This window comes from Anaerolineae bacterium, assembly GCA_016931895.1.
In the GTDB taxonomy this organism is placed as follows: domain Bacteria; phylum Chloroflexota; class Anaerolineae; order 4572-78; family J111; genus JAFGNV01.
This window is the reverse complement of sequence record JAFGDY010000041.1, coordinates 1-23,850: the sequence shown is the minus strand read 5'-3', so window position 1 is coordinate 23,850 and position 23,850 is coordinate 1. Positions and strand designations below refer to the sequence as shown.

At 54.5% G+C, this 23,850-nt stretch carries 17 protein-coding genes; 8 read left to right on the top strand and 9 right to left on the bottom strand.

Annotated features, from left to right (window positions below):
- The first annotated feature begins 493 nt into the window (after positions 1–493).
- Positions 494–3,535: a pentapeptide repeat-containing protein gene (locus JW953_03650; GenBank protein MBN1991773.1), complete on the top strand. Its 3,042-nt coding sequence runs from the start codon at positions 494–496 to the stop codon at positions 3,533–3,535.
- A 34-nt stretch (positions 3,536–3,569) separates the two neighbouring features.
- On the opposite strand, the gene JW953_03645 is transcribed toward JW953_03650, so the two are convergent.
- From JW953_03645 to JW953_03635, 3 genes are all read right to left on the bottom strand, one after another.
- The gene (locus tag JW953_03645) at positions 3,570–3,977 is read right to left on the bottom strand and encodes a response regulator (GenBank protein ID MBN1991772.1); all 408 of its coding nucleotides are present in this window, start codon (positions 3,975–3,977) and stop codon (positions 3,570–3,572) included.
- A gap of 18 nt (positions 3,978–3,995) precedes the next feature.
- Positions 3,996–5,825 carry a GAF domain-containing protein gene (locus JW953_03640; GenBank protein MBN1991771.1) on the bottom strand — a complete coding sequence of 610 codons (1,830 nt, stop codon included), beginning with the start codon at positions 5,823–5,825 and terminating at the stop codon, positions 3,996–3,998.
- A 62-nt stretch (positions 5,826–5,887) separates the two neighbouring features.
- Positions 5,888–7,900 (bottom strand): GAF domain-containing protein, encoded by a 2,013-nt coding sequence (locus JW953_03635; protein ID MBN1991770.1) that lies wholly within the window; start codon positions 7,898–7,900, stop codon positions 5,888–5,890.
- 616 nt (positions 7,901–8,516) lie between these two features.
- Here JW953_03635 and JW953_03630 point away from each other — a divergent pair.
- A complete protein-coding gene (locus JW953_03630) occupies positions 8,517–10,985 on the top strand; it encodes a hypothetical protein (GenBank protein MBN1991769.1) in 2,469 nt (822 codons plus the stop codon).
- 44 nt (positions 10,986–11,029) lie between these two features.
- On the opposite strand, the gene JW953_03625 is transcribed toward JW953_03630, so the two are convergent.
- The 3 genes from JW953_03625 to JW953_03615 form a co-directional block, all read right to left on the bottom strand.
- Positions 11,030–12,808, bottom strand: coding sequence for a gliding motility-associated C-terminal domain-containing protein (locus tag JW953_03625; protein ID MBN1991768.1), 1,779 nt, complete (start codon positions 12,806–12,808; stop codon positions 11,030–11,032).
- A 12-nt stretch (positions 12,809–12,820) separates the two neighbouring features.
- Positions 12,821–13,987, bottom strand: a complete 1,167-nt coding sequence (locus JW953_03620; protein MBN1991767.1) for a hypothetical protein — start codon at positions 13,985–13,987, stop codon at positions 12,821–12,823.
- A gap of 230 nt (positions 13,988–14,217) precedes the next feature.
- Positions 14,218–15,804 carry an AAA family ATPase gene (locus JW953_03615; protein ID MBN1991766.1) on the bottom strand — a complete coding sequence of 529 codons (1,587 nt, stop codon included), beginning with the start codon at positions 15,802–15,804 and terminating at the stop codon, positions 14,218–14,220.
- A 292-nt stretch (positions 15,805–16,096) separates the two neighbouring features.
- On the opposite strand from JW953_03615, the gene JW953_03610 reads away from it, so the two are divergent.
- Positions 16,097–16,603, top strand: a complete 507-nt coding sequence (locus tag JW953_03610) for a hypothetical protein (protein ID MBN1991765.1) — start codon at positions 16,097–16,099, stop codon at positions 16,601–16,603.
- 142 nt (positions 16,604–16,745) lie between these two features.
- A complete protein-coding gene (locus JW953_03605; protein MBN1991764.1) occupies positions 16,746–17,147 on the top strand; it encodes an STAS domain-containing protein in 402 nt (133 codons plus the stop codon).
- Between the two features lie 69 nt (positions 17,148–17,216).
- Here JW953_03605 and JW953_03600 read toward each other — a convergent pair whose 3' ends face one another.
- Positions 17,217–18,797, bottom strand: a complete 1,581-nt coding sequence (locus tag JW953_03600; protein MBN1991763.1) for a DUF1566 domain-containing protein — start codon at positions 18,795–18,797, stop codon at positions 17,217–17,219.
- Positions 18,798–19,013: 216 nt separating this feature from the next.
- On the opposite strand from JW953_03600, the gene JW953_03595 reads away from it, so the two are divergent.
- Positions 19,014–20,258, top strand: a complete 1,245-nt coding sequence (locus JW953_03595) for a sensor histidine kinase (GenBank protein MBN1991762.1) — start codon at positions 19,014–19,016, stop codon at positions 20,256–20,258.
- Entirely contained in the window at positions 20,255–20,893 is a 639-nt protein-coding gene (locus tag JW953_03590; GenBank protein ID MBN1991761.1) for a response regulator transcription factor, read from the top strand. The genes JW953_03595 and JW953_03590 overlap by 4 nt, the downstream gene beginning before the upstream one ends.
- A gap of 295 nt (positions 20,894–21,188) precedes the next feature.
- Here the strand turns inward: JW953_03590 and JW953_03585 are convergent, their stop codons facing one another.
- On the bottom strand, positions 21,189–21,395 hold the full coding sequence (locus tag JW953_03585; protein MBN1991760.1) for a hypothetical protein: 207 nt from the start codon (positions 21,393–21,395) through the stop codon (positions 21,189–21,191).
- Between JW953_03585 and JW953_03580 the strand changes: the two genes are divergently transcribed.
- Both JW953_03580 and JW953_03575 read left to right on the top strand, forming a co-directional pair.
- On the top strand, positions 21,381–22,334 hold the full coding sequence (locus JW953_03580) for a hypothetical protein (protein ID MBN1991759.1): 954 nt from the start codon (positions 21,381–21,383) through the stop codon (positions 22,332–22,334). The genes JW953_03585 and JW953_03580 overlap by 15 nt on opposite strands.
- Before the next feature lie 58 nt (positions 22,335–22,392).
- Positions 22,393–22,992, top strand: a complete 600-nt coding sequence (locus JW953_03575) for a hypothetical protein (GenBank protein ID MBN1991758.1) — start codon at positions 22,393–22,395, stop codon at positions 22,990–22,992.
- 96 nt (positions 22,993–23,088) lie between these two features.
- On the opposite strand, the gene JW953_03570 is transcribed toward JW953_03575, so the two are convergent.
- Positions 23,089–23,850 (bottom strand): PDZ domain-containing protein (locus JW953_03570; GenBank protein ID MBN1991757.1); only part of this gene is annotated, 762 nt, incomplete at its 5' end.

Below are 23,850 nucleotides of genomic sequence, written 5' to 3'. Positions count from 1 at the left end.
GGTTCACCTCTGTATTTTGAACCAGAGCATACCCCATTTTCCGGTTAGGACAAATTGGAAATTTCAGCGTGCGTTTAGTATATGAAGATCTGGTGAAGGCAGGGGTTGCTTAAATAGAGCAAGATGGCTAAAATAGATTGAGCGTTCAGGCATCGGCCAAACTATGTCCAGAATAAGAATATCAAAAATATCCTCCAGCCGCTCCTCCAAACCTTATAGTTTTTTACCAACCGGCACCGCCGGAATACAACCGGCGTTCACGACAACTCATTTGATTAATCCCTGCTCCTGATCCGGGTTCAGATGAAGTAGTTGAAGGTCAAGGAACGGGCGTTAACTGAGTAAAACAAAATATAAGACCCTAACAGGTCTGATCTCTATGGCAGAACGCGCGCATTTGGCAGTGCGGTGGCGCGGCGCATTGTTGAACGAGCGGATGATGGCGATCTCATCAAGATCAATAAGCAACCTAATGAGAGGGAGGTAAGAGGTTATGAAGCTTCTAAATATTCTTTTGGGGTTTTTAATTGTTTTTTTACTGCTCCTTATCGCTTTTGGGGCCTATACGATTATCTCCGGGCCAAAGTGCCCCCCAGAGTGTGCTGAACAGAATCTACAGGGACAGGATTGGCATGAACAGAAACTGCCCGGAATCAATTTGCATAAAGCTAACCTAAGTGGCAGTAATACAAACCTAAGCCAGACTACCCTGAGTGGAAGCAACCTGAGTGAGGCCAACTTGAGTGAGGCCAATCTTTTTGGGGCTGTGATGACTGGCACCATTCTGAGAGGGGCCAACTTGAGGGAAACCGATTTGCGGGAAGCCGACTTGAGCCAGGCGAATCTGGAAGGGGCTGACCTGCATAAAACAAATATTCGCGGGGCCAACAATATTACTGACACGGCAAAGTTGGTGTGGGAGATTGTTAATGAGGGAGTTAAGGGCAGAGAATTGAATGGCAAAGACCTAAGCTCTGAAAACCTGAGTGAGGCCAATCTAAGCGAGGCCAAATTGAGTGAAGCTAACTTACAGGGAGCTAACTTAAGTGGCGCCGATTTGAGCGGGGCTAATCTAAGCAAAGCTAATTTGAGTGGGGCGAATCTCAGCAAGGCTAACCTGAGGGGAGCCGATTTGAGCGAGGCTGATTTAATGAAGGCTGATTTGCAGGGGGCTGATCTGGAGGGAGCTAACCTGAAGGGGGCCAAGTTGGAGGAGGCAAACCTGCTTGAAGCCAACTTGGCCGGGGCTGACTTGCATGCAACCGAAACGTACAAAGCCACAATTGATAACGATGACCAATTGGTTTTTGATATTCTGGCCAATACTATCAAGAGAAAGGATTTACACGGCGTGCAACTGTCCCGGGCCAATTTGAGCGGTAGCTTTTTGGAAGAGGCTGATTTGCAGGGGGCGGTGTTAACCTCCACGAACCTGAGTGGCGTTAACCTGAAAAAGGCTAATCTGAGCGGGGCCAACCTGGAAGGCGCCAATCTCAGACAGGCTGATTTTACCGCAGCCAACCTGACCGCAGCCAACCTTTGTATGGCGGATTTGCGAGAGATCAAGACCGAGAACTGGCAGATTACGGTTGACCCCAAATGGAGACTGGTGGCCCTGGTGGTCAATAACGAGAATCGGGATGATTGGAACTTGCGGGGAGCCGACCTGAGTTGCGCTGATCTACGAGAAGCCAACTTGAAGCAGGTTGACTTGAGCGGGGCCGATCTGCGTGGCGCCAACTTGAGCCAGGCGAATTTGGAAGGGAGTGACTTGAGCGGGGCCAAACTGCGTAACGCCAACTTGAGCCAGGCGGATTTGGAAGGGAGTGACTTGACCGGGGCTGATTTGAGCGGGGCCAACCTGAAGGAGGTTAAATTGGGCGGGGCAACGCTGACCGGAGTGATGCTGGATGGGGTGGTGGACCTTGGCGAAAAGTGGCGATTGGCCTGGGAAATTGTCAATCAAGGGGCAGCGGGGCGCAACTTGAAAGACAAGGATTTGAGCCGGGCAAACCTGCGCGGGGTCAATCTCAGCGGGGTAGACCTCTCAGAAGCTGATTTGAGCGAAGTGGACCTGAGTGAAGCGGACTTGCGTGGAACTGATTTAAGGGGGGCTGATTTGACCGGCGCTAATTTTTGGGGGGTCCAGATAGACGATGAAACAAAAATGGACGATGAAGCTCGTTTGATTTTGGTAATCGTCAATCGAGCAGAACTCGCTCAAGAATGGAGTCCAGGTGAGGCTGTGGAGCAGGCTGGCCTGGAAGAAAAGATTGAACTGGACTTAAGTGAGGCTAATTTGGAGCGGGCTAACTTGAGGGGTAGAAATTTGAGTGGGGCCAATCTGAGAGGGGCTGATTTGAGCGGGGCCAATCTGGAAAAGACTGACCTGAGTAGGGCTAACTTGAGTGGGGCCGATTTGGCAGGGGCGGACCTGGAAGATGCCATTTTAACCGGAAACACTAACTTAAGTGAAGCTAATCTAAAAGGGGCTACTCTGAAAGAAGCTAACCTCAGTACCGCCAATTTGAGTGGGGCCAACCTGAGCGAGGCTAATCTCCAAAAGGCCGATTTAACTGAAGCAAACCTCAGTTGGACAAATTTGATGTCGGCCACGCTCAAGCAGGCCGTTCTGATCAATGCCAACTTACAGGGGGCGGATTTGGGCGGCGCTACGCTGCTTGAGGCCGATCTAACCGGGGCCAATTTGACCCAGGCTAATCTGGTTGGCGCTCAAGTGAGGGCTGATAAGGACGAAGAAAACGCTGAACTACAAAACATCATCCTGGATATGGCCCATCTCCATGCCGTTGATTTGCAGGGCGTCAATTTAAGAGAAGCCAAGCTGCGCCACGCCGATTTGAGCGGTATCAACCTGATGGCCGCCAACCTGCGGGGGGCTGACCTTAGCGGAGCCTATCTCACCCCACCGGGCATTCTGAATAGTGGTAGCGTCACCGAAACAGTGAATATGAGTAGGGCTGATTTGAGGGGGGCTTATTTGATTGAGACCAAACTCATCAGTGTCAATCTGACCGGGGCTGATTTATCTAGGGCGAATCTCAGCAAGTCTGTGATGGAGGGGGTTGTGTTCCAGGGAGCTGATTTGAGTGAGGCCGACTTGAGCAATGCTGTATTACACCAGGCCAATATGTATGACGTAAACCTGCCCCGCGCCATCTTGATGAGGGCCGATATGCCAAAAATCATTTTAGAAAGGGCCAACTTGAGTGCAGCCAAACTGGTTGAGGCCGGGTTGCCCCAGGCCAATCTACGCAGAGCCAATTTAAGAAACGCTGATTTATGCGGCGCTGATTTGAGTGAGGCTGATTTAAGTGGGGCTGATTTAAGTGGGGCTACTTTGTGTGGGGCGAATCTGAGAGGAGCGAATCTGAGAGGGGCGAATCTGAGAGGAGCGAATCTGAGTTGGGCCGATTTGAGCGGCGCCGACTTGACCATGGCTGATACGGCTGGAGCCATTATGGTGGGGACAAATCTGAGTGGCGCCAGACTGCCGGACGAATTAAAACGATAGAGAATGGTTAGTTCATCGTTACGTACCCTCCTACTTATTCAGAAATTCCCAATACCGCGCGTATCTTTTCCAACATCTCATCGGTGCGGCCTTTGACAAAATAATCGGCGGCCCCTTTATCTATGCACACCTTGGCCGTTTCCACTTCATCCCAGGCCGAGTTGACCATCACCGGCAGGTCGGGGACTTCGGTTTTGAGTCGTTCCAGGAGTTCTAACCCGGCATATTTGGATTCTTTGCCTGAAAAATCGGGCATGTTCAAATCCAAGATAACCAGATCAAAAAGTTCGTCCTCGCGCAAAGATTCTTGCACAAGTTCATAAGCGGCGATGTTGCCGTCGGCCGTTTCCACCTCAAACCCTTCTCTAAGCAGGGTTTTGGCGACACTGCGCAGCAGATTCTCCTCGTCGTCTACCACCAGAATTTTTGGTTCTATCTCCATTTGTTTTCCCCGCAATGCTTAGCTTGAGTGGATTGACTTTAACGCGCTTTTTACTTCAGTGAGCAAACTGGCCCGGGTATGGGGTTTGAGGATCAGGTTATGAACCCCCAACAATTTGCGTTCTTTAGTTCGTTCCACCCGCGGATTTGTTGACACGGCCACTGTTTTGGCAATGGCCCCTTCGTTTTTAAGGGTCTGCATAATTTCCTGGGCCGATCCCTGGGCCAGAATATCGTCAATCAAGATCAAATCGTATTTATCCAGATTTTCAAGCCTATAGTTATCACCTGAAGTAGCTACTTTGTAGCCGCCATCTTCCAGAGTGGTCACAGCAAAGTTACGCCAATGGTCATCATCGTCAATGAGCAATATTTTGCCCCGCCCCATCTCCCCTTTGGCCGTGGCTTCTTTTCCCTTAAAAACAGGCAGGCTTACGGTAAAGGTAGAGCCTCGGCCCGGCTGGCTGGTGACAGAAATGTGGCCGCCTATTTGTTCTAAAATCAAACGGCAGGCCGGCAGCCCCAGGCCGGTATGTCCCTTGATGCCTTTGGTGGTGTGGAAAGTGATCCAAATTTTGTTCAGAGCATCTTCGGGAATCCCGCTGCCGTTGTCTGTAACATCAACCAGCACAAAGTCTCCGCCGGAATCTGGGCGGATGGAAAGGGTGATGTGCGGCTTGGTTTGGTTCTCCATGGCCTCGTAAGCATTTTTGATCAGGTTGACAAAAACGCGATTGAGCTGCACCGGGTCGGCCAGCGCCAGGGGCAAACCTGGTTGAACCTCAATGGTGATCATATCGGCCGGCACATCAATTTCGCTCACCACGTCTTTAACCACATCATCTATCATCGTGGGGCGAGGGGCCTGTTCGCGGGCCGGGCCGATCATATCCTCCTTAACCCTCATGATCAACCGGCCTGCTTCCTCAATGATCTCCAGGTCTTCCATAATCGAGGCCAGGCTCAGCCGTTTTTGCAGTTTGTCGGGGGAGAGGCGGTTGAGTTTGGCCGCGCCGGCCGCCAGCTCGGGATTGTTCTGCCGGATAACTTCCGCTTCTTTTTGGAGCAGTTGGGCCAGGGGGTGTTTTTTAATGGCCTCGTCGGCCTCGTCGGCTTCGTCCGCATCCGGCAGCATGCCGGCCGCCGCGACGATCAGCAGTTGAATATCGTGCCGGATGCGCTCCACCGAACCGCCGATGGGTTCGGCCTTGTTGCCAATCCAGTGGATAGCGTCGCCGGTGGCCGTGGCAATGGCTTCAAAAGTTTTGGCGCGCAGCAGTTCGGCGTGGGTCTCTTCCAATTCCTGGCGCTGGCGGGCGTTGTCCAGGGCAATGGCTAACTGGTTGGCCATTGCCTGCAACGAGGAGACGTCTTCATCTGAAAAAGCCGCCGCTTCCACGCTTTGCACCGTTACCGCGCCAATCACCCTCTCGCCAATGGCCAGCGGCAAAGCCATCTCTGAGCGGGTTTCCGGCAAAACGGGGTTGGGGTACCACACTTTTTCCGTATCTACGTCTAACGAGATGCGAGCCTCATTGAGAGCCGTGCAGGCCCCAATCATTGAGTTGCCTCCTACGGCCAGTTTGTGATTGTTTTCTATCATCACCCGGCCGGGTTCGCCCCTGCCGGCCCGCAATACGGCAAATTCACCGGCTTCGTCAATGAGAAAAACGCCGGAGTAATAAAAATCATAGGCGTCACAGATAATGTCAACGGTTTTGGGCAATAACTCGTCAATATCCATGATGTGGGTAATATTTTGACTCACTTCGGCGGCGGCGGCCAGTAAATTGGCCCGGCGCAAGGCTTGTTCTAAGGTTACATTTGCTTCTTTTTGAGCTGTGTCCATAGTAATTCCCTCTGCCTTGAGTTAAAATTTATCGGTCAATGAGTTGGTTATTCGTTCGCCTGCTATTGATGGTAAAGTCCGTTGTGCTCCGGGTGATAAATAGGGACGTGCAAAATAAAAGTTGAGCCGATGCCCACCTCACTGGTAACACCTATTTTACCCCCCATCCGTTCCATGATTTGTAAACAAGCGGGCAGGCCCAAACCCGTCCCCCCTTTTTTGGCTTTGGTGGTATGAAAGGTCATCCAGATATTGGTCAAATCCTCTTCGGGGATACCGCAGCCATTGTCGGCTATTTCCACGGTGACAAATTTTTTATCTACCTGGCGCATGGCTACAAAAAGATGGGGCTGAACGCCCTCGTCCACGGCTTCAACCGCGTTTTTGATCAAATTAAGGATCACCCGGCCCAGTTGCAGTGGGTCAATTTTTACGGGGGGAATGTAACCGTCAATACTATAAGACACCGTGCCGGGAGGGAGGGCAAAGCCTTTTACGGTATCTTTAACCACGTCTACAATGTTGGCCTCCTGGATTTTGAGGCGACGCGCCGGCCCAATGAGGTCTTCTTTGATTTGCAGAATGGTGTTGGCGCTTTGTTCAATGATTTCCAGGTCTTCCAGCACCGACTCGACATCCAACATGTGCCGCAACTTTTTCAGCGGTTTGTTTTTTAACTTGTTCACCTGACTTTCCAGGTCCGGCAGCCGTTTTTGCATGGTGTTGGCCGCTTCCACCACCAGATGAGCCAGAGAATTTTCCTTAAGGTTGACTTCTGCTTGCGTGATAAATTCTCTGGCCAGGTAAAGAAAACTGCCAATGTCTTCCCGCACGCGGTCCGCGCAAGCCGGAATAGGGGCTGCTTTGTTGCCCACCCAGTGAATGGTTTCGCCGGTGGCGGTAGCGATTGACTCAAAGGTTTTGGTGCGCACCAGTTCCTGGTTGGCCGCTTCCAAATCTTTTAGCAATTTGGCGTTATTGATAGCCACGGCCAATTGGTCGGCCATCATTTGTAGCGAGGAAATGTCTTCTTCGGAGAAAGCGGCTTCTTCAATACTCTGCACGGTCAACGCGCCAATGGCTTTGTTTTTGACAATCAGGGGGAGGGCCATTTCGGAGCGGGTCTCGGGCAGGAGGGGGTTGGGATACCACACTTTTTCTTCGTCAACGTCCAACGAAATGCGCGCTTCACCTAAACCCGTGGCCGCGCCGATCATGGAGTTGCCGCCAACTTCCAATTTGTGGCCGCGCTTCATCATTTTTTGGCCCGCTTCGCCGTGCCCGGCCTTGAGTACGGCCCACTCTTTGCCGTCTTCCAGGGTTTCAACCAGAAAAATGCCGGCATAGTAAAAACCGTACTCTTCGCAGATAATGTCTACGGTCCCGGAGAGCAGTTCATCCAGGTCCAGAATCGAGGTGATGTTGCGGCTAACTTCGGACCCGGCTTGTAGCAGCGTGGCCCGCCGGGAAGCCTGTTTGAAGAGCAGTTCATTTTGTTGGTGCAGCCGGGCATTGTGAATGGCCACCGCCAGTTGGTCGGCCATGGCCTGTAACGAGGCCACATCTTCGTCAGAAAAGGCGGCCTCTTCCGTGCTTTGCACCGTTAACGCGCCAATCACCTGGCCTCTAATGGCTAAGGGCAGGGCCATCTCGGAGCGCGTGTCGGGCAGAAAAGGGTTGTTAAACCAAACCGCCTCTTTGCCAACGTCCAGGGCGATCCGGGCTTCATTCAAAGAAGTGCAGGCCCCCACCATGGAGCGTCCCCCCACTTCCAGTTTATGGTTGTGCTCCATCATGATCTGGCCCGCCTTACCCCGTCCGGCCTTGAGCACAGCCCATCTCTTGCCATCTTCCAGGGTTTCAATCAAAAAAATCCCGGCGTAGTAAAAACCGTACTCTTCGCAGATAATATCCACCGTCCGCGGCAGGAGTTCGTCGGGGTCTAAAATAGAAGAGGTATTGCGGCTAACCCGGGCAGCCGCATTGAGCAACTTGGTCCGGCGCCGGGCTTTGGCTAATGTTTCGGCTAATTCTTCCGGCGCAACGGGTGTCCTCAATACCTGGTCAATATCCATGTGCTTAGACAGCCTCAAATCCAATTGATTACAGCACGGTGAAAATAAGAGGGAGATAAGATTTTTTTGCTACTCAGAAGAGGGTTTACGCCAGGTAAAATCAATTTCAAAGCGACAAGAACGTAAACCTATCCACACTCTTTAAGATTATACTAAAAAAATATGTAAGGTGCAATCCCCTTTGCGGTAATATGCAGGCTGCCGAAAGGCAGGCCGATTTGAGATTGAGCGAAATGGTCTTGAGCCTAATACTACAACGAGACTTCGCTTGAGAAACCCGGCTTTTAGTGCTTGTTGATAGTCCGATTTGGACAAAAGTTACCATTTATAACCAAAAAAGCCGGGTTTCTTTACTTCGTTATGTCAAAATCTCGTTGTAGTACTAAAAACCCCCAAAAATTGGGGATGTCTTATTGAGCAAAGTATGCTATGATAATAGTGTTTGTTAGGAGGGGGTTAATTTATTTTTAGTTTAGTTTATATTTTAGTTCCATTTTTATTTTCTCTCCTCCTTTTTGTGGTTCCCCGGTTGCTCCCCCCCAGCCGGGGAATTTAATTTTAAATCAACTCGGTTTCTGGGCAAAAATATGAGCTTGCCGAATGAAAGGAATACCCCATGCGCTCATTGACCATTTTTATAATTTTTTTGCTCCTCTTTCTTCCAGCTTGTAGTCTTGGAAATCTTGCTCCTGCTGCGCCGTTAACAACCGACAATCCCACGTTGGCCTCGCCTGACCGGCCCGGCGAAGCGCCCGGCCACTGCGGGGATGAAGTGTGTGATGGCCCGGAAAACGCGACCAACTGCCCCCAGGATTGCGATCGGCCAACACCTACCCCCCTCGCCGAGACACCCGCCATCCCGGAGGTGCAAGCGACCGGCGTTGTGGAACCCGGCCCGGAACCAAACACCTACCGGGTTATCAATCCGGCCAGTCAGGCCCGGTTGTATGTGCAGGTTATCCATCCGCAAGATTGGGACGGCAGCGCCTTGCCCACTTTGATCCTGGTGCCCGGCGGTTCGGCAGATAGCAGCCGTTTTGTTCAGCCCCCCTCCCAGGCCCAGTTGATGGCCGACGCCGGTTTGACCATTATTGTTTTTGACCCCGATGGGCGCGGCCAAAGTGAGGGCGTAGAAGACGACAATGGTTTCAGCCAACAGGATGGCCTGGCCGCCCTCATCCGTTTTGCCGCCACTCTGCCGGAAGTGGACGCGGCCCGCATGGGCCTGGTCTCTTATTCTTATGGCGTGACAATGGCCACGGGAGCGCTGGCCCGCCATCCTGATCTGCCTATTCAGTTTTTGATTGATTGGGAAGGCCCGGCCAACCGGAACGATACCGGCGGCTGCGACGAGGCCCAGACCGGCCATCTCCAGGGGCATCCCTGTGACGATGAAGATTTTTGGCAGGAACGTGAAGCGGCAACATTTGCCCTCAACCTGCCGGTGCCCTACCAGCGTTTGCAATCGGAAAAAGACCACGCCCAGCCCGATAATGCCCATGCCCTGCTGATGATGGCCAACGCCACTGCCGCAGAATATGGCGGGCACGGCATGTCTCCCTGGACCCGCCTGAATAACCTGACCCCCAATACCCTGTATACCGTATCCAACCCGCCGCCTATGCTGCCGGAAGGCCAAAGTCAAAAGCCGGAACCCTTAATCATCCATCAGGCCTTTGAATTGTTTGACCTTTTCTGCCCCACTGCTGCCGGGTCAAACCCTTCTCCTGATGAAGCTACCGCCGCGGCTTCGGTGATCTCCACTGGCCAGGCGCAAGTTTTGATCACCATAGATTCCGGGCCAAACAACCAGGCTATCCGGCCGCTGCTGGGTGTCAACATTGGCCCCATCCCGGCCGGGGAGCCGGGCAATGCCGACCTCACCGCCGCTTACCAAAACATTGGCGTCACCACCATCCGCACCCACGATTACTACGGCCCTTTGGACATGGCCACCATTTATCCCGATCAAAACGCCGACCCGCTTGATCCGGCCTCTTATGATTTTGAGGCCAGCGATCAGGTTTTTGCCGCTATTTTGGCCGGGGGCTTTGAGCCATACTTGCGCCTGGGCGACTCGTGGCACAACGCCCCCTCTTACCCGCCCGCCGACCCGCGCCGCCCCATCAACCCGGCTAACTGGGTCCAGGCGGCGGTGGAGGTGGTGCGCCACTATAACGATCCCGACCTGTGGGGAGGCAGTCACCTGCGCTACGTGGAAATCTGGAACGAACCGGACCACCCGCAGTTTTGGGATGGTTCGCCGCCGGAGTTTTTTGAGCTATTTGCGGCCGCGGCTGTCGCCCTGAAAGCAGAATTTCCCCACCTGATGATTGGCGGCCCCGGCTTGACCGTGGCCGCTTTTAAAACGCCGCACGGCCAGGCTTACACTGAAAATTTTCTGGCTCATCTGCAAAGCCAGGCCGTTCCTCTGGACTTTTTCTCCTGGCACATTTACAGCAATGACCCGGCCGATTTTCCCGCCGCTGCTGCTTACTACCGGGCCCAACTGGATGGTCACGGTTATCCAACCGCCGAAAGCCACATCACCGAATGGAATACGGCCGTTGGCGAAGGGCGGAGTGAAACAGACCCGGCTTTACGCATTGGGGCCAGGGGCGCGGCCCTGCTGACGGCGGCCTGGATTGGTTTGCAAGAACAAGGAGTGGCGGTTTCCACCTTTTACCGTGGCCCCGACGCCGCCCAAAATCACCCCACTTTTTACGGCATGTTTTACGCCGACGGCCGGCCCAAGCCAATTGCCCTGGCCTTTTCGCTGTGGGCTGAAATGGCCGCCCATCCAACGCGGTTAAACGTATCGTTGAGCGGCGGCAGCAATCCGGGCCAGTTATGGGTTTTGGCCGGGCAGAATGGCAGCGGAGAGATGGCCCTGTTGCTGGCCAATCCCACCGACACGTCCACCTCGTGGCAAGCTTTTTTTCCCAATAACCAGGCCGCGCCACAGGCTACCCTCTCTATCCGCCAAATCAGTGATCCCGCCGAAGCCATCCAAGAATTTGAAATAATTGAACCCAGCGTTGAGATAGGGGCTTACACCGTGCAACTGGTCACCCTGACCCCATAAAAAAGAGCGGCTCATCATCGAGCCGCTCTTTTGTTAAAGTCAATTTAACGCCGCCGCGCGCGCCTGGCCGAGGGGGTCGGTTGCCGCACGTATTCGCCGCTCCGGTTGACCATTACCTGGGAGTCATCCTGGGAGGGGGCGTTGCGCAAATATTGCCGGTGTACGGCCCAATCTTCTAACACGGATACGTTGAGCGTGCCGGTCACGGCGCCGCCTGTGGTGCTGGCGGTGGCCTGGATAACATAATCGCCGGGCCGCACAACCCGGCCAAAGTCATCGTAGCCGTCCCAGTGGAGGGTATGTTGACCCCCATTGCGGTGGCGGCGATGCAGGAGTGTGGCGATGGTGTTGCCGCGTTTATCTTTGATTTCCACGGTGGCCCGCGCTGCTTTAGATAGGTCAATGGATAATCTCAAAAAGCGGCCTTCTTCCGGCAGGCCGGGCCGAAAGCTGTTGCTTTCGGCGGAAACAACCAGGGCCACGGGGCGGGTCAAAAAGTAGGCCAAAATGAGCAGCACCGGCAAAGAGAGCAGTACCGGCACAAAATAGGTGGAGAGGGTGGGCAAATTGCGGGCCACGCGGGCCAATTCCGATTCCGGCGGGGCCACCCGGTAGTTCAGGCGGCGTTGCAGTTGGGTCACGTTTCCGGCTTGGTCCAGGGCGGCCACCTCAATGGTATTTTCGCCGTCCAGCAGGGTGACGGTGGTTTGGAATTCACCCAGGGGGCTGACCGTCACGGCCTGGCCGTTCACCTGAACCAGCGCTCCGGCCTCGGTTTTGCCGGTGATTTGCACGTCTGCCTGCTGGAAAGTTTCGCCATCCTCAATATTCAATTGCAAGGTGGGGGGCGCGCTTTTGCGGTGGACAATGATCTCCTGGGTGGCCGTGTTGCCAACATCGTCTTTGGCCTCAATGCGCAGGATATTATCGCCTTCCTGGAGGATAATCTCCCGTTCAAATTGGCCCTCGGCGGCTACTGCCGCCTCTTGGCCGTTGACTTTAAGGGTAGTGCCGGGCGGTGCAACGCCGGTCACGGTGAACAGAGTTTCGTTCGTCCACTGGTCGTTTAGGGGCGAAGTAATGGCAATTTCCGGGGGACGGGTAACCAGGATGATTTCACGGGCAATGGCGGCAATGTTTCCGGCGGGGTCGGTGGCGGTAACTTGAATGATATTTGAGCCTTCGGCCAGTTGCCGTTTGATGTTAAAATGCCCCTCGCTATCAATGGGGATGATTTTTGGATCGCCGGCAAGTTGCACCACCGCCTCCGAGTCGGTGAGACCCTCGATGGTCAGGTTGGCTTCCCGCACCCGGCTCACTTCATCCAGATTGACCAGGCGCAGGCTCGGCGGTAGGGTGTCAACCTGAACCGGCGCGCTTTGCACGGCGGCCCGCACGGTGCCCTGGGCCGTCACTTGCAGCCGGTAACGGCCATCGGGCGCAACCTGGCCAATATCGTCCCGCCCGTCCCATACGGCGATGTGTTGGCCCCGGGTTTGAAATTCGTCGCTGTTAATGGTACGCACCAGGGTGCCGCTCTCGTTAAAAACGGCCACCGTGACCTCGGCGTCTTCATTGAGGGTGTAGCTAAAGTTGGTGGTATCCTGGGTCTGGTCGCCGTTGGGCGAGATGATGCTGGGGGAGGCTTCGGCGGCAATTTTGGGCGTGCGTAACCAGTCGCCAATAAAAGTGACGCCCAACAAAACGGCTACGGTGCCTACGGTGATAGCTGTAGCAATAGGCCCAAAGCTCAAACCCCGGCTGGTGGCGCGACGACGAAGGCCTTGTTTTTGGTTGTCGGTTTGTTCAAATCTAATGGTCATCGCCTGTGTTCTTTAATCTATTTCTAGCATGATCAATCCGGATTCGTCTCGGGGAGGTTCCCATTCCGGCAATTCGCTTTGGTGCGGCACCCGCACCGGCCGCCGGGGATGATCAAGCTGATCAACGCTCTCCAGGGGAACAGCGGGTTTCAGCCTGCCCTTACTTTTTCTGCCTGGTTTCCGCCCGGCTTTGGCCCGTTGGAAAAAGCCGCCCGGCACCGATTTAGCTGCCGGTTTTTTGCGTTCCCGTTTGGCCCGGCGGCTGTGTTGGGGCGCAATGGGCAAATCCAACGACTCCCTGAAACTGTGGATGACGGTGCTAACAATAATGACCATCAGCAACGAGAACAGCGGCCCGGCCGGGTCCTGCAAGGCCAGCACGGTTTCAGCGGTAACCGCTTCTTGCAGCCAGTACGGCAGGGCCAGGTGGGTGGCCATCATGATCAGCCCGCCCCCGGCGGTTACCACCAAGATTGACCAGGGCGCCCGATACTTGACCCACTTTCGCCAGGCCAGCGCCCCGACAAAGCCGCCGGCCACGGCCCAGCCGGCAATTTGCAGTAAGTTGTAAAGAATAACGCTTGACGTATCCGCAAAAGGTTCTACCAGCAATAGCAGCGTTTCTAATGAGTTGGCGTCGTAATAGCGAAGCAAAATTGCTTGCATATCCGGCACCTGTCCGGCCAATACTAACCAATCAAGGTTGAGCCCGGCCATGCCGCCCATAATTTTGCCCCAGATGGCGGCCAGCCCGCCAATCCAGGCTCCGGCAATGCCTCCCCACCAAAGCCCGCCCAAAATAGGCACCAGCCAATGCAGGTGATATTTGGCTAAAAAAGGCGTGGCTAACACCAGTAGGGTAGCCCCCAGATAATGCACAAACAGGCGATACCCCAACGCGCTTACGGCCAAAAAAATAACGGCCAGGTACAGATTGATGGTATAAATGGGGTAAATCATCGCGCTCACGGCCACAAGGTAGGCCAGCAAAGGCCAGCGCATCCCCAACACGGCTATCGCCACCCCAATCACCAGCACCCAGTTTTGGGGATAGACCGATAAGTTGAGCAGGGTCAGGCTAACTAAAACAGCCAGGCCAATGGCAGTGATAGAACTTTCCACAAGAGCCTGGTAACGGCGATATAGATTGTGGGGGCCTCTAAAGGTTTGGGTAATCATAATGGATCAGAAATTTCAGATTAGAAACTAAAACTTACAACTTAAGAACGTGTTTCTTAAGTACATCGGCATGTCCTGGAAGCGGAAGCGACTGTAGCGACGAGAAATCTACTTCAGGCGGATGTTACAAGGAGATTTCTCGGCCCGACGGCCTTGAAACGACATTTAAGAAACTCGATCTAAAACCTAATTTCTTACTTCTCATTTTCACTTCTCACTTGATCCCTACCCTACCCCAGCTCTATCTGCCGCAATCCACCATTCTCGCGCGTTGTGGGCAGGAGAGGTTGAGGTTGGGGTAGCTCGGAAGCGGGGCGGGCGTGCCGGCGGGCCCACTGGCGGAGCGCGGTGATTTTGCTTTCCACAGTTTGCGAGAGGGGTATGGTGCTATTGAGATTACGGAATAAATCTTCGCTGTTCAGTTCGGTGTCGTTTTCAAAGGCGTCGTACAGGCCATCAATGATGACTTGCTCAATTTCGGCGCCGCTGAAACCATCGGAAACCAGGGCCAGTTTATTCAGGTCGTAATCCAGCGGGTCTCGCCCCCGGGCGGCCAAGTGAATGGCAAAGATTTCGCGGCGTTCTTGCAATTGGGGCAGGTCTACAAAAAAGATCTCATCAAAACGGCCCTTGCGCAGCATTTCGGGCGGCAGGGCCGAAATATCGTTGGCCGTGCCAATCACAAACACCGGCGAGGTTTTTTCTTGCATCCAGGTGAGCAGGCTGCCAAATACGCGGGCCGAGGTCCCGGCATCGGAAGTGCCGGAGCCGGTAGCCCCGGCCAGCCCCTTTTCAATTTCATCCACCCAAAGCACGCAGGGCGACACATTTTCAGCCAGGCGGAGGGCGGCGCGAATATTTTGTTCCGACGAACCGACCAACTCGCTGAACACCCGGCCCAGGTCCAGCCGCAGTAGAGGCAATTGCCACTGGCTGGCCACGGCTTTGGCCAGCAAACTTTTGCCTGCGCCCTGAACGCCCAGCAGCAGCAAACCCTTGGGCTCGGGCAGGCCAAAGCGGCGGGCCTTTTCGGTAAAAGCCATACCGCGCTTGCGGAGCCAATCCTTTACCAGGTTCATGCCACCAACGTGGGCAAAACCCTCCACCGATTCATAATATTCCAACACTTGCGAGCGGCGAATGAGTTGTTCCTTTTCGGCGATGATGATGTTTAAATCCAGTTTGCGGTCCATTACCAGGCTTTTGGCAAACACGTTTTCGGCCTCAATGCAGGTCAGGCCGCGGGCGGCATTGAGCACCCGTTCCCGGTCCTCTGCGCTCATTTTGAGCTGCACCCCGGCAATTTCGCGGGCGGAGCGCACCACCCTATCCAGGGAGAGTTCCAACTCGTCGAGGGTGGGCAAAGAATAGTCCAGCACGGTAATGTCTTTTTCCAGGTCTGCCGGGAAGCGGAGCATAGGCGAGAGAATGATCAGGGTTTTGCGGCTTTCCTTCAACTGGTTGGTAATATCGCGCAGGCGGCGAATAATGACCGGATGGTCCGGCCCGCCCCGGCTGTCGTCCAGGTAAGGATGAAAGTCTTTTAACACAAAAATGGCCGCCTCTTGCGATTGGGCCACAAAGTCGAGGGCGTTGAGGGGATCGCGCGTGGCCGGGTCTACCGGCTGTGCTTGTACCAGGTCGAGCGGAGCAATGCCGTTGGTCAGGGTCCAGCCATATAGTTTTTTGCGACGGCTAATGGCCACTTCGCGCAGTATATCTTCGATGCGTCGCTCTTCCCAGGAGACAATGTAGATGATAGGATATTTGGCCCGGGTGAGGATATTCAGTTCGTCCACGCGGTGCAAGGTTGACATAGCCGCAGCCGGTCAAACCGGCCCTAACCCCCTTTGGCAACTAAACATAATACGAGCATATTTGAATATAACATAATTATGTCTAGTTGTCAATGTAACGGGCTGTGTCCGGTATCTTAGGATGAAGGACGAACGACAAACGACAAACGACGGGAATTGGTCGTTTGTCGTTTGTCGGAAAACCGGAGTGTGACCGGACCGGAACAGTCTCCCGATGGTTAAGTCACTTCTGCCGATTTTTGTTGACACGCGTGCTGCTCTATAGTACTATTTTGATAGGGTGGTTCAGATAATGAAGCGTTATGCAATTTTACTGGCGGTGCGACCCCAGTCGGCGAACCAGATTTTTGAAGGCAGCAAAACAGTGGATTTACGCCGGGTTCGCCCCCGCTATATCAACCCGGGGACGTTGGTTTTGCTTTACGTTGCAGCGCCGGTAAAGACCATTGCCGGGGCCTTTAAGGTGGGAAAGGTGGTAGAGGCACCCCTGGAAGCCTTATGGTCGCAGGTAAATGGCCAAGCCGGGGTTACGCGCGAGGAGTTTGAGGCTTATTATGGGGGTCTGACCAGGGGGGTTGGAATCTTCTTTTTGGAAGTGCGGCGTTTTACTGACCCTCTCCCGTTTCAGGAATTGAAGGAAAAGATGGCCGGTTTTTACCCACCTCAGGGATTCCGTTACGTCAAACCTGACGAATTGATGTTGGTATCGGCCCGGCTTGGTGATTTTGGCGGGAGAATCAAGGTCAGTGTCCAGCGGTCTTTGCTGGAGGAAGAAAAGATAGTGGGCGTTTATTTTTAGGAGATCTTCCGGTTCAGGTTTAGGGCTAAGGATTTAATAACTTCCGCATTTCAGACCAATTCCTCTGAAAATCGGTTTGGTTTGGGGAAGTTATTTAATGCCTAATCCTTAGCAAAAGTTTCCGGTAACAAGGAAGGATAAAATGTCTGAAACAAGCCTTACTTTATCCCCGCCACAGGATGAATATAGCCAACCGGAATTCACCATCACCTCTCATCTGGCTGCGGATGCCGGGCCAACCGTTGTTTTTCAGGGCAAAATGCGGCTTGAAACCACAGACGAGGCGCCCATTGCCCAACTTTTTGGCCGCATTGTGGACCAGGCCAGCCCCACCCGGCGCGTGATTTTAGATTTGCGCCGGCTCTCGTTTATGAACAGTCGAGGCATATCGGCGCTTTTTAAGTTTGCCATCGCTCTTCGCGGAAAACAGGTGAGTTTGCACGTTTTAGCTGTGGAGAGTTCGGTGTGGCAGCAGGCGCATTTAAATACCATCCCCAAAATTTCTCCCGATTCGATCATTACCTGGTTGGAGGTAGAGGATTAGGCCCTTTTTTTCAAGGATGAGATGATTCGGTATTTCAACATGTCATCTTAATACATAGGTAAACAGGAACTACGGCCTCCCGCCGGCCGGAACGCGGGCAAGTTGCTGTTGAATCTGGCTACAGGTTCCGGTTATCTCTCCGTGAGGGCCGGTGAACCGGCACGACGCGCCCTGGCTTTGCCCGCTGCAAGCGGCAATCGCCTCCGGGGGTGGCGTTCCTCTTGGCCCTTGCTGCTGGTTGTTGACGGGGGGACCGGCCGACCCATTTTGCCGGTCGCTGGGCGGTAGCCCGTCTTCCGGTCTTAATTGCTGACCGGGCTGTTGTTGGTTGATGTCGCTCATTTCAACCGTAATCCCGCTGCGATTGGCGCTTGAACCGCCATCAGGGGTACCGGTCGTATTGCCGCCGCGCATGCAACGGGCGTAGTTGTAGATGCGGATAGCGTCCCCCTGCGGGCCGTGGCCGGTAGGATAATTGGCGGGGTCGCCAACTTTGGGGGCGCTGCGTTGCGAGCCGGCCCCATGCACGTCAACCCAACTGTTGTGCATATAGCCCAGCGACCGGCCAAAGGCGACGTAGGCGGCATTCATTCCATTCATAAGATTGGCGTGAGTGGTGCTGCTCCAATAGGCCGGAAAATCGGTTTGGCCGGCTTCATTGGTGATGGGGGTGGCGTTGAACTGAGGGTCAATGGCGGCGGAGCCGGTGGTATCGGGCGAGCGGTTGTAATCCACAATGCTTTGCAATTCTTTGGCGTTGGGCAGTCGCCAGTCGGTGTAACCGGCGTTGTCCAGGCTTTCGCAATAGGTCAACGCTTCTGCCCAATTCAGGCCTTTTCCGCTGTCATCCTGCTGCCACATCAGGCCGGTGGCGTTGTCGGTGATGGTTTCATTGCCGTTGTCTATAAAATTGTTTTGGCCGTAGGCGGTATTTCCTCGCACGTAAAGGACAAAAAATGTCTTTTCGTTCCCGCCACCTGGCATGGTCAGCCCGTACCCTTTGATGCGCCCATCGGCAAAGTTGACACCGAACATAGTTTCGGCACCGTTCATCGTTGTGCTGACATATTTGGTGCTGCTGGCGTACTGGGAATCAATCGTGCGTTCTCCGGCGGCGGGGTCGCCGTAGGCAAAATCAAAATAGGCGGTGTCAATGAAGGGAATCAGGGTAACAACGCTTCCCGGCGGGCCGCTGGGGTCGGTGCCGTCAAACCGGATGAGCGAGTAAAACTCCTTGATGGTCGGCAGTCGCCAGTCGTTGTAACCGGCCAGGTTGAATGGGCCGGCTCCGGCCACAGCTTGGTCGTAGGTCAGCTTGTCGGCGGCAGTGATAGCGCCGTCGTTGTTGGTGTCGGGGCTTTTTTGCCACATCAGGCCGGTGACGTTATCGGTGATAGTGCCGTTGCCGTTGTTGGTGTAACCGGGTGTGTGGCCGGTGTACTGGGCGTCTTGCCCGTAGAAGTCTTCCCCAGCGGCGGGGCAGGTGATGACCGAACCGGCGGCGTTGTAACACTGACTCTGCCCGGTGTCTACAATGGGGTAAGAAGTTCCGGTTTGGGCCTGGCCGGTTTGGGGCAACAGGGCCAATCCAACGGCAATAATAATGAAGATTGTAACCAGTCGGTACGTAAATTTTGAAACTGCGGTCATTTTTTGCCTCGCTTTCTTAAAATCTGTCAGGTCTGTTGATATTTTCATCACCAGTCTAACAAATTTTGCTGCCGGGCAACAGTGTCGCCGGTCATCGGTTTTTATTGCCGTCCGTGATTGGCCTCATCAATTACCGTGACAGGCGTCACGGGTAAGGGGCTAAAACAATGACTCCGGGCACAAGTCAACTAGGCGCTTCTGTGTTATAATGCTTTTATGAAAGAAAAAGACGCTCAACCTAACGTGATAGGGCTGCTGCCGCTAACGGTGGGGCTATGGTTAGGCTATTTGCTGGCGCTGTTGCTGATTGACCATCTTTTTTATCCGCACCCGGTATTTCCCCCCTTATATTATCTGCTCAACGGGTTTAATGCGTTGGTGGGGTTAGGGCTGGCGTGGTGGCCCCGGGGGCGCAGCGTGTTGGGGCGCGCCTTTTTGCCGCTGGTGATTGGTTTGTTGTCGGTGGTGCCGGTGGTGACGGCCCAGTTAATGACCATGCGGCTGCCGGCCAGCCCGGCCAGCGGCCCGGAAGGAGTGCTGCTGCGGATAATGCCGTTGTTGTTGATGGCCTTGATCTTAACCGCGTGGCAATACGGCTGGCGTTATGTCATTTTGTTCAGTGGGGGGATTGCCCTGTTTACGCTGGGGCTGCACCTGTTCTATTTCCGGCCCGGGGGGCTATCGCTCTTGCCGCCGGTAACGGTGCTGGTCATCCAGACGGTCAGCTTTTTGGTGGTTGGTTATTTTATCAGCACGCTGATGAGGCGGTTGAAAAAGCAGCAAGAATCGCTGGCGCAGGCAAACGCCCAACTGACCGATTACGCTGCCACCCTGGAAGATTTGACCATCAGCCGGGAGCGCAACCGCATGGCGCGCGAACTGCACGACACCCTGGCCCATACCCTGAGCGGCTTAACGGTGCAACTGGAAACGGTGAAGGCTTACTGGGACGTTGACCCGGCTGCGGCCCAAACAATACTGGCTAAATCGTTGGATGCCACCCGCTCCGGCTTGCAGGAAACCCGGCGGGCCTTAAAATCCCTGCGGGCCAGCCCCCTGGATGACTTGGGGTTGTTGCTGGCCCTGCGCCAATTGGCCACAGAAACTGCGGCCAGGGCCAATTTGCAACTTGAGCTATTAGTGCCGGAACACCTGCCTCCTCTGTCACCGGCAGTGGAACAATGTATCTACCGGGTGGCGCAAGAGGCAACGGCCAATGTGGCTCATCATGCCAACGCCAAAAATCTGAGTGTCCAACTGACCTGCCGGCCTGGGACAATTTTGTTGCGGGTGCGGGACGATGGCCTGGGCTTTGAGGTGGGGCATGATAAAAATTCGGATCACTTTGGTTTGCCCGGCATGCGGGAGCGGGCCGACCTGGTCGGCGGCAGCCTGACCATTGCCAGCAAACCCGGCCAGGGCACAACGATTGAATTGACCATACAGGACATAGCGGCATGAAAGTGATTATTTGTGATGACCAGGCCATTATCCGCGACGGCCTGGAAATGTTGTTAAATCTGGAAAAGGATATCGAGGTGGTGGGCCAGGCCCGCGACGGCGCGGAAGCGGTGGAATTGGTAGAAAAGGATGCCCCCGATCTGGTTTTGATGGATTTGAAGATGCCGGGCATGAACGGCATTGAAGCGACGCGCCAGATCCGGGCCGCTTATCCGGGGGTAAAAGTGTTGGTGTTAACCACCTACGATGACGACGAATGGGTTTTTGACGCCATTCGGGCGGGCGCCGCTGGTTACTTATTGAAGGATACCCCCCGCGAGGAGGTAATCAAGGCCGTGAAAGGGACCGGCGCGGGCAAAGCTTACGTTGACCCGGCGGTGGCGGGCAAATTATTGGGCCAGGTGGCCGGCAGCCAAACCCAACCCAGCACCCTGCTCACCGATAAGCTGACCGAACGCGAGACGGATGTTTTGCGCCTGATTGCGCGGGGTTTGAACAATGCCGACATTGCCGAACGGCTGCATTTATCAGAGGGAACAGCGCGTAATCACGTGAGCGCCATTTTTGCCAAGTTGGGAGTTTCGGACCGCACCCAGGCCGCCGTGATTGCCATTCAGTATGGGCTGGGAGTATAGGTAGCCATTAGCGGGTAGCAGTCAGCAGTTAGTGATTAGCCGTATACCAAAGACGGACTCAGCAGTAACCCTCTCTTAAATCGTGGCACCCTAAAGCCAACGATCTCCTAGGTGTATGGCCATGATTTACTCAATGAGATCAGGCAATTTTCCCCGGTGGGAAAATTTATTATCTCGGCGAGATAATGTGGTTTTCCCAGGGCTGCCTAAAACTCCCATCCCGCAACCTTTGCTTTACGGAATATGGGGATGGTGGTATGATGAGATTACAGTTTTTAAAACTGTAACTCATCCATTACTGGCGGGGTGGAACGATGCAAGATATGGCCAGCGTAACGGCATGGTTGGTGAATTGGTGGTCCGGCTCCAGCCAAACAAAGTGATTGCCCCGAAAAACGGGGCGGATTAAACCGACCTTATCCATCCAGAAAGGCGCTGCAAAATGCCCCAATGGGACGGTGTTGTTGCCCAGCAAAATTTGTTGCCGTTGAGTAAAGAGCAAACCGATTTCCACGCGGCGGTAAACGAATGGGAGTGGGCCGGCGTGATGCTGGTCCACTGCCCGGATTTTGCGAGGCTCTGCCAGCTTTGTGAGAACAAAGGGCTGGTTTACCACTACCAAATTGTGAACCGGGAAACGGAAAATACGCTGTGGGTGGGGTCTTCCTGCATTATGCGCTTTGACATTGCCGTGTACGGCGATGCGGGCGAAATCCTGGCCGGTGCGGCCAAAAAGAAAAGGCTCGATGACAAAATCAGGGAAGTCCAAATGCAACGCGCCCTGGCCGCGTTGCGGAATTTGTGGCAGGTTGACCGGCAAAATCGGGATTTGATCGAAATGTATATCCGGGATTTTGAGCAGCAAAAAGGCCGGCTTTTGCCTAAAGCGTTAGTGTTCCTGTTCCGGCGCATGTACGACGAGGGCATCACGTTTGAGCCAAATTTGTATAAGCTCAAACTGCGTTCAATCTGGCAAAAAGAGCAACTCTTGCGGCTGCCGGAGACAGACCGGGAAATCATCTGGGAATGTCTGTCGGAAAAGCAAAAGGAAATTTATCGGCAGGAAAAGGCGCGGGCCGAAGCCGCAGCGCAGGCTCAGGCCCAAGCCACCGCCCACGCCGAAAAACTGGCCAGGGACCACGCTGTCTGGCGGGCCAAACGCGCTCAGGCAGACCAGGCCGTTGCCGCAGAACCGGAGCCGGAAAAACCTGCGCCAGCCTATACCCTCACCCCGCCGGTCAATTATAATGAAAGAGCGCACAAATACGCCGTTGTCTTTAAAGATCAAGCGGGCTGCTTGTTGCGCCCGGTACTTTATCGCGGCGATAGAAAATTTTGCCAAAGGGTGCTTGACGAGCAGATTGGGGCAAGTCCCCCGGGCACAACCGCCCAGGTGCTCGTGACCAGAACCCAGGTCGTGGTGTATCAAGTCCAAAAATAGATTAAGTTGAACCGCCACCTCCACGTTGGCGGGTGGGACGAATGATGAGGAGGGCAGCATGACTCAAGCCATAACTGCACAACTCCAGGTAACCTTGAAGCGTATCCTGACCACGCCTACCCCGGCTGATCTATGGACGTTGCAGGCAGAGTTGTTGGAACTGGGCGGAGAAACCGCGTTTAAGGCTCGCGAGGTGGCCGGAGCGTTCCACAGTTGTTTGCGCCACTTGGAAAGCAAAACCGCCTCACGCAATGCCAGCCGGTGGGGAGCTGTTTTGGCTACGGCGGCGGTATCGAGTGTGGGACTGCAAGAGATGCTGACCGAACAGGAAGACCCGCTCGAGTGCCTGCTGGCCAGCGGAGTCACGGCAATGCTGGAGATAGGCTCGGCGGCCAAACACGTGCAGGCCTGGCAGGTGGAAGCAACGTTGATGTACGACGACGTGGCCTGGTATTTGTATGGTGAGTTGTGGGAGATCTCTCGGTTGGGCCGGGCCGAACTTTCTGCGCCACAGCGGCGCGCTGCCCTGGACCAGTTGCTCAGACCCATTCTAGACTCCCACGTAGCCGAAGCGGTCAAGTCGGCGTTGCTGGTCAGGTTGTTCCAGGTGGTCTTGGCTGCCCGGATGTGGCCCTTGTTGGCGGATGTTGAGGGATAATTGTATAGCAGGAAATTAGCAAAGGCGTGAGTGAGATAATTCACTCACGCCTTTTTGCTGGGTTAAAGTTGAAGCTACGCCGCGTATCGCGCGTAATCATTCGGCGGGGTCTGCTTCAAAGGTATCCTCAAAACTGGTCCAGGCCTGGGTCCAGGAAGTGCGGCCATCGCCATCCAGGTCCATATAACCGCGATAGATCACGTAAATGGTATCGGCCTCACCGGCCCAGAACATGCGGCCGTTTTGGAATTCCTGGAACGCGCCCAGGCTGTCTCTGGCTTCGTTGGTGGCGTAGCCCAACCGTTGTCGGCCAGCCTCACCAATCTCTTCCCAGTATACTTTGGCAAAACGATCGCCCACTTTATAAAAACCGGCGGGGGTAGGCGCATAGCCGTGAGCGTCAACCAGCTTGCGGTCGCCATAGCGCAAGAACGTGCCATCGTCCTCAAAGAACACGTAGATGGGGTCAACGTTGGCGACGGTATCGGTTTCCAGCCAGAGCATCCAACCGTGTTCAAAGGTTTGCACGGCGGCGCGGGTGGCGTGTTCGTCTCTTCTGAAATTGGTAAAGGGGCAGCCCAGCGGGTCGTGCACTTCGGGATGCTCGCGCCACACTTTGCCAAAGCCGCGGATGGGTTCGGTGCCGCACACGTAGGTGGCGGTGTCGGGGTTGATCACGTCGCGGATGATGGCAAATTCCCGGGTTTCATTGAGGTCGGGGCGGAAAATGGTCAAAACCACCTCGGTGCCTTTGGCCCCGCGAATTCGTTTCACAACGTCGTATACGGATAAAGTGGTCACGTCTTCACCATCTACCTTCATTACCACGTCGCCCTGTTTTATCCCGGCCAGGTGAGC

Excerpts from the sequence above, each read along its gene's own strand:
- JW953_03650 (MBN1991773.1), top strand. The coding sequence starts at position 494 with ATGAAGCTTCTAAATATTCTTTTGGGGTTTTTAATTGTTTTTTTACTG.
- JW953_03645 (MBN1991772.1), bottom strand. The coding sequence starts at position 3,977 with ATGGAGATAGAACCAAAAATTCTGGTGGTAGACGACGAGGAGAATCTG.
- JW953_03640 (MBN1991771.1), bottom strand. The coding sequence starts at position 5,825 with ATGGACACAGCTCAAAAAGAAGCAAATGTAACCTTAGAACAAGCCTTG.
- JW953_03635 (MBN1991770.1), bottom strand. The coding sequence starts at position 7,900 with ATGGATATTGACCAGGTATTGAGGACACCCGTTGCGCCGGAAGAATTA.
- JW953_03630 (MBN1991769.1), top strand. The coding sequence starts at position 8,517 with ATGCGCTCATTGACCATTTTTATAATTTTTTTGCTCCTCTTTCTTCCA.
- JW953_03625 (MBN1991768.1), bottom strand. The coding sequence starts at position 12,808 with ATGACCATTAGATTTGAACAAACCGACAACCAAAAACAAGGCCTTCGT.
- JW953_03620 (MBN1991767.1), bottom strand. The coding sequence starts at position 13,987 with ATGATTACCCAAACCTTTAGAGGCCCCCACAATCTATATCGCCGTTAC.
- JW953_03615 (MBN1991766.1), bottom strand. The coding sequence starts at position 15,804 with ATGTCAACCTTGCACCGCGTGGACGAACTGAATATCCTCACCCGGGCC.
- JW953_03610 (MBN1991765.1), top strand. The coding sequence starts at position 16,097 with ATGAAGCGTTATGCAATTTTACTGGCGGTGCGACCCCAGTCGGCGAAC.
- JW953_03605 (MBN1991764.1), top strand. The coding sequence starts at position 16,746 with ATGTCTGAAACAAGCCTTACTTTATCCCCGCCACAGGATGAATATAGC.
- JW953_03600 (MBN1991763.1), bottom strand. The coding sequence starts at position 18,797 with ATGACCGCAGTTTCAAAATTTACGTACCGACTGGTTACAATCTTCATT.
- JW953_03595 (MBN1991762.1), top strand. The coding sequence starts at position 19,014 with ATGAAAGAAAAAGACGCTCAACCTAACGTGATAGGGCTGCTGCCGCTA.
- JW953_03590 (MBN1991761.1), top strand. The coding sequence starts at position 20,255 with ATGAAAGTGATTATTTGTGATGACCAGGCCATTATCCGCGACGGCCTG.
- JW953_03575 (MBN1991758.1), top strand. The coding sequence starts at position 22,393 with ATGACTCAAGCCATAACTGCACAACTCCAGGTAACCTTGAAGCGTATC.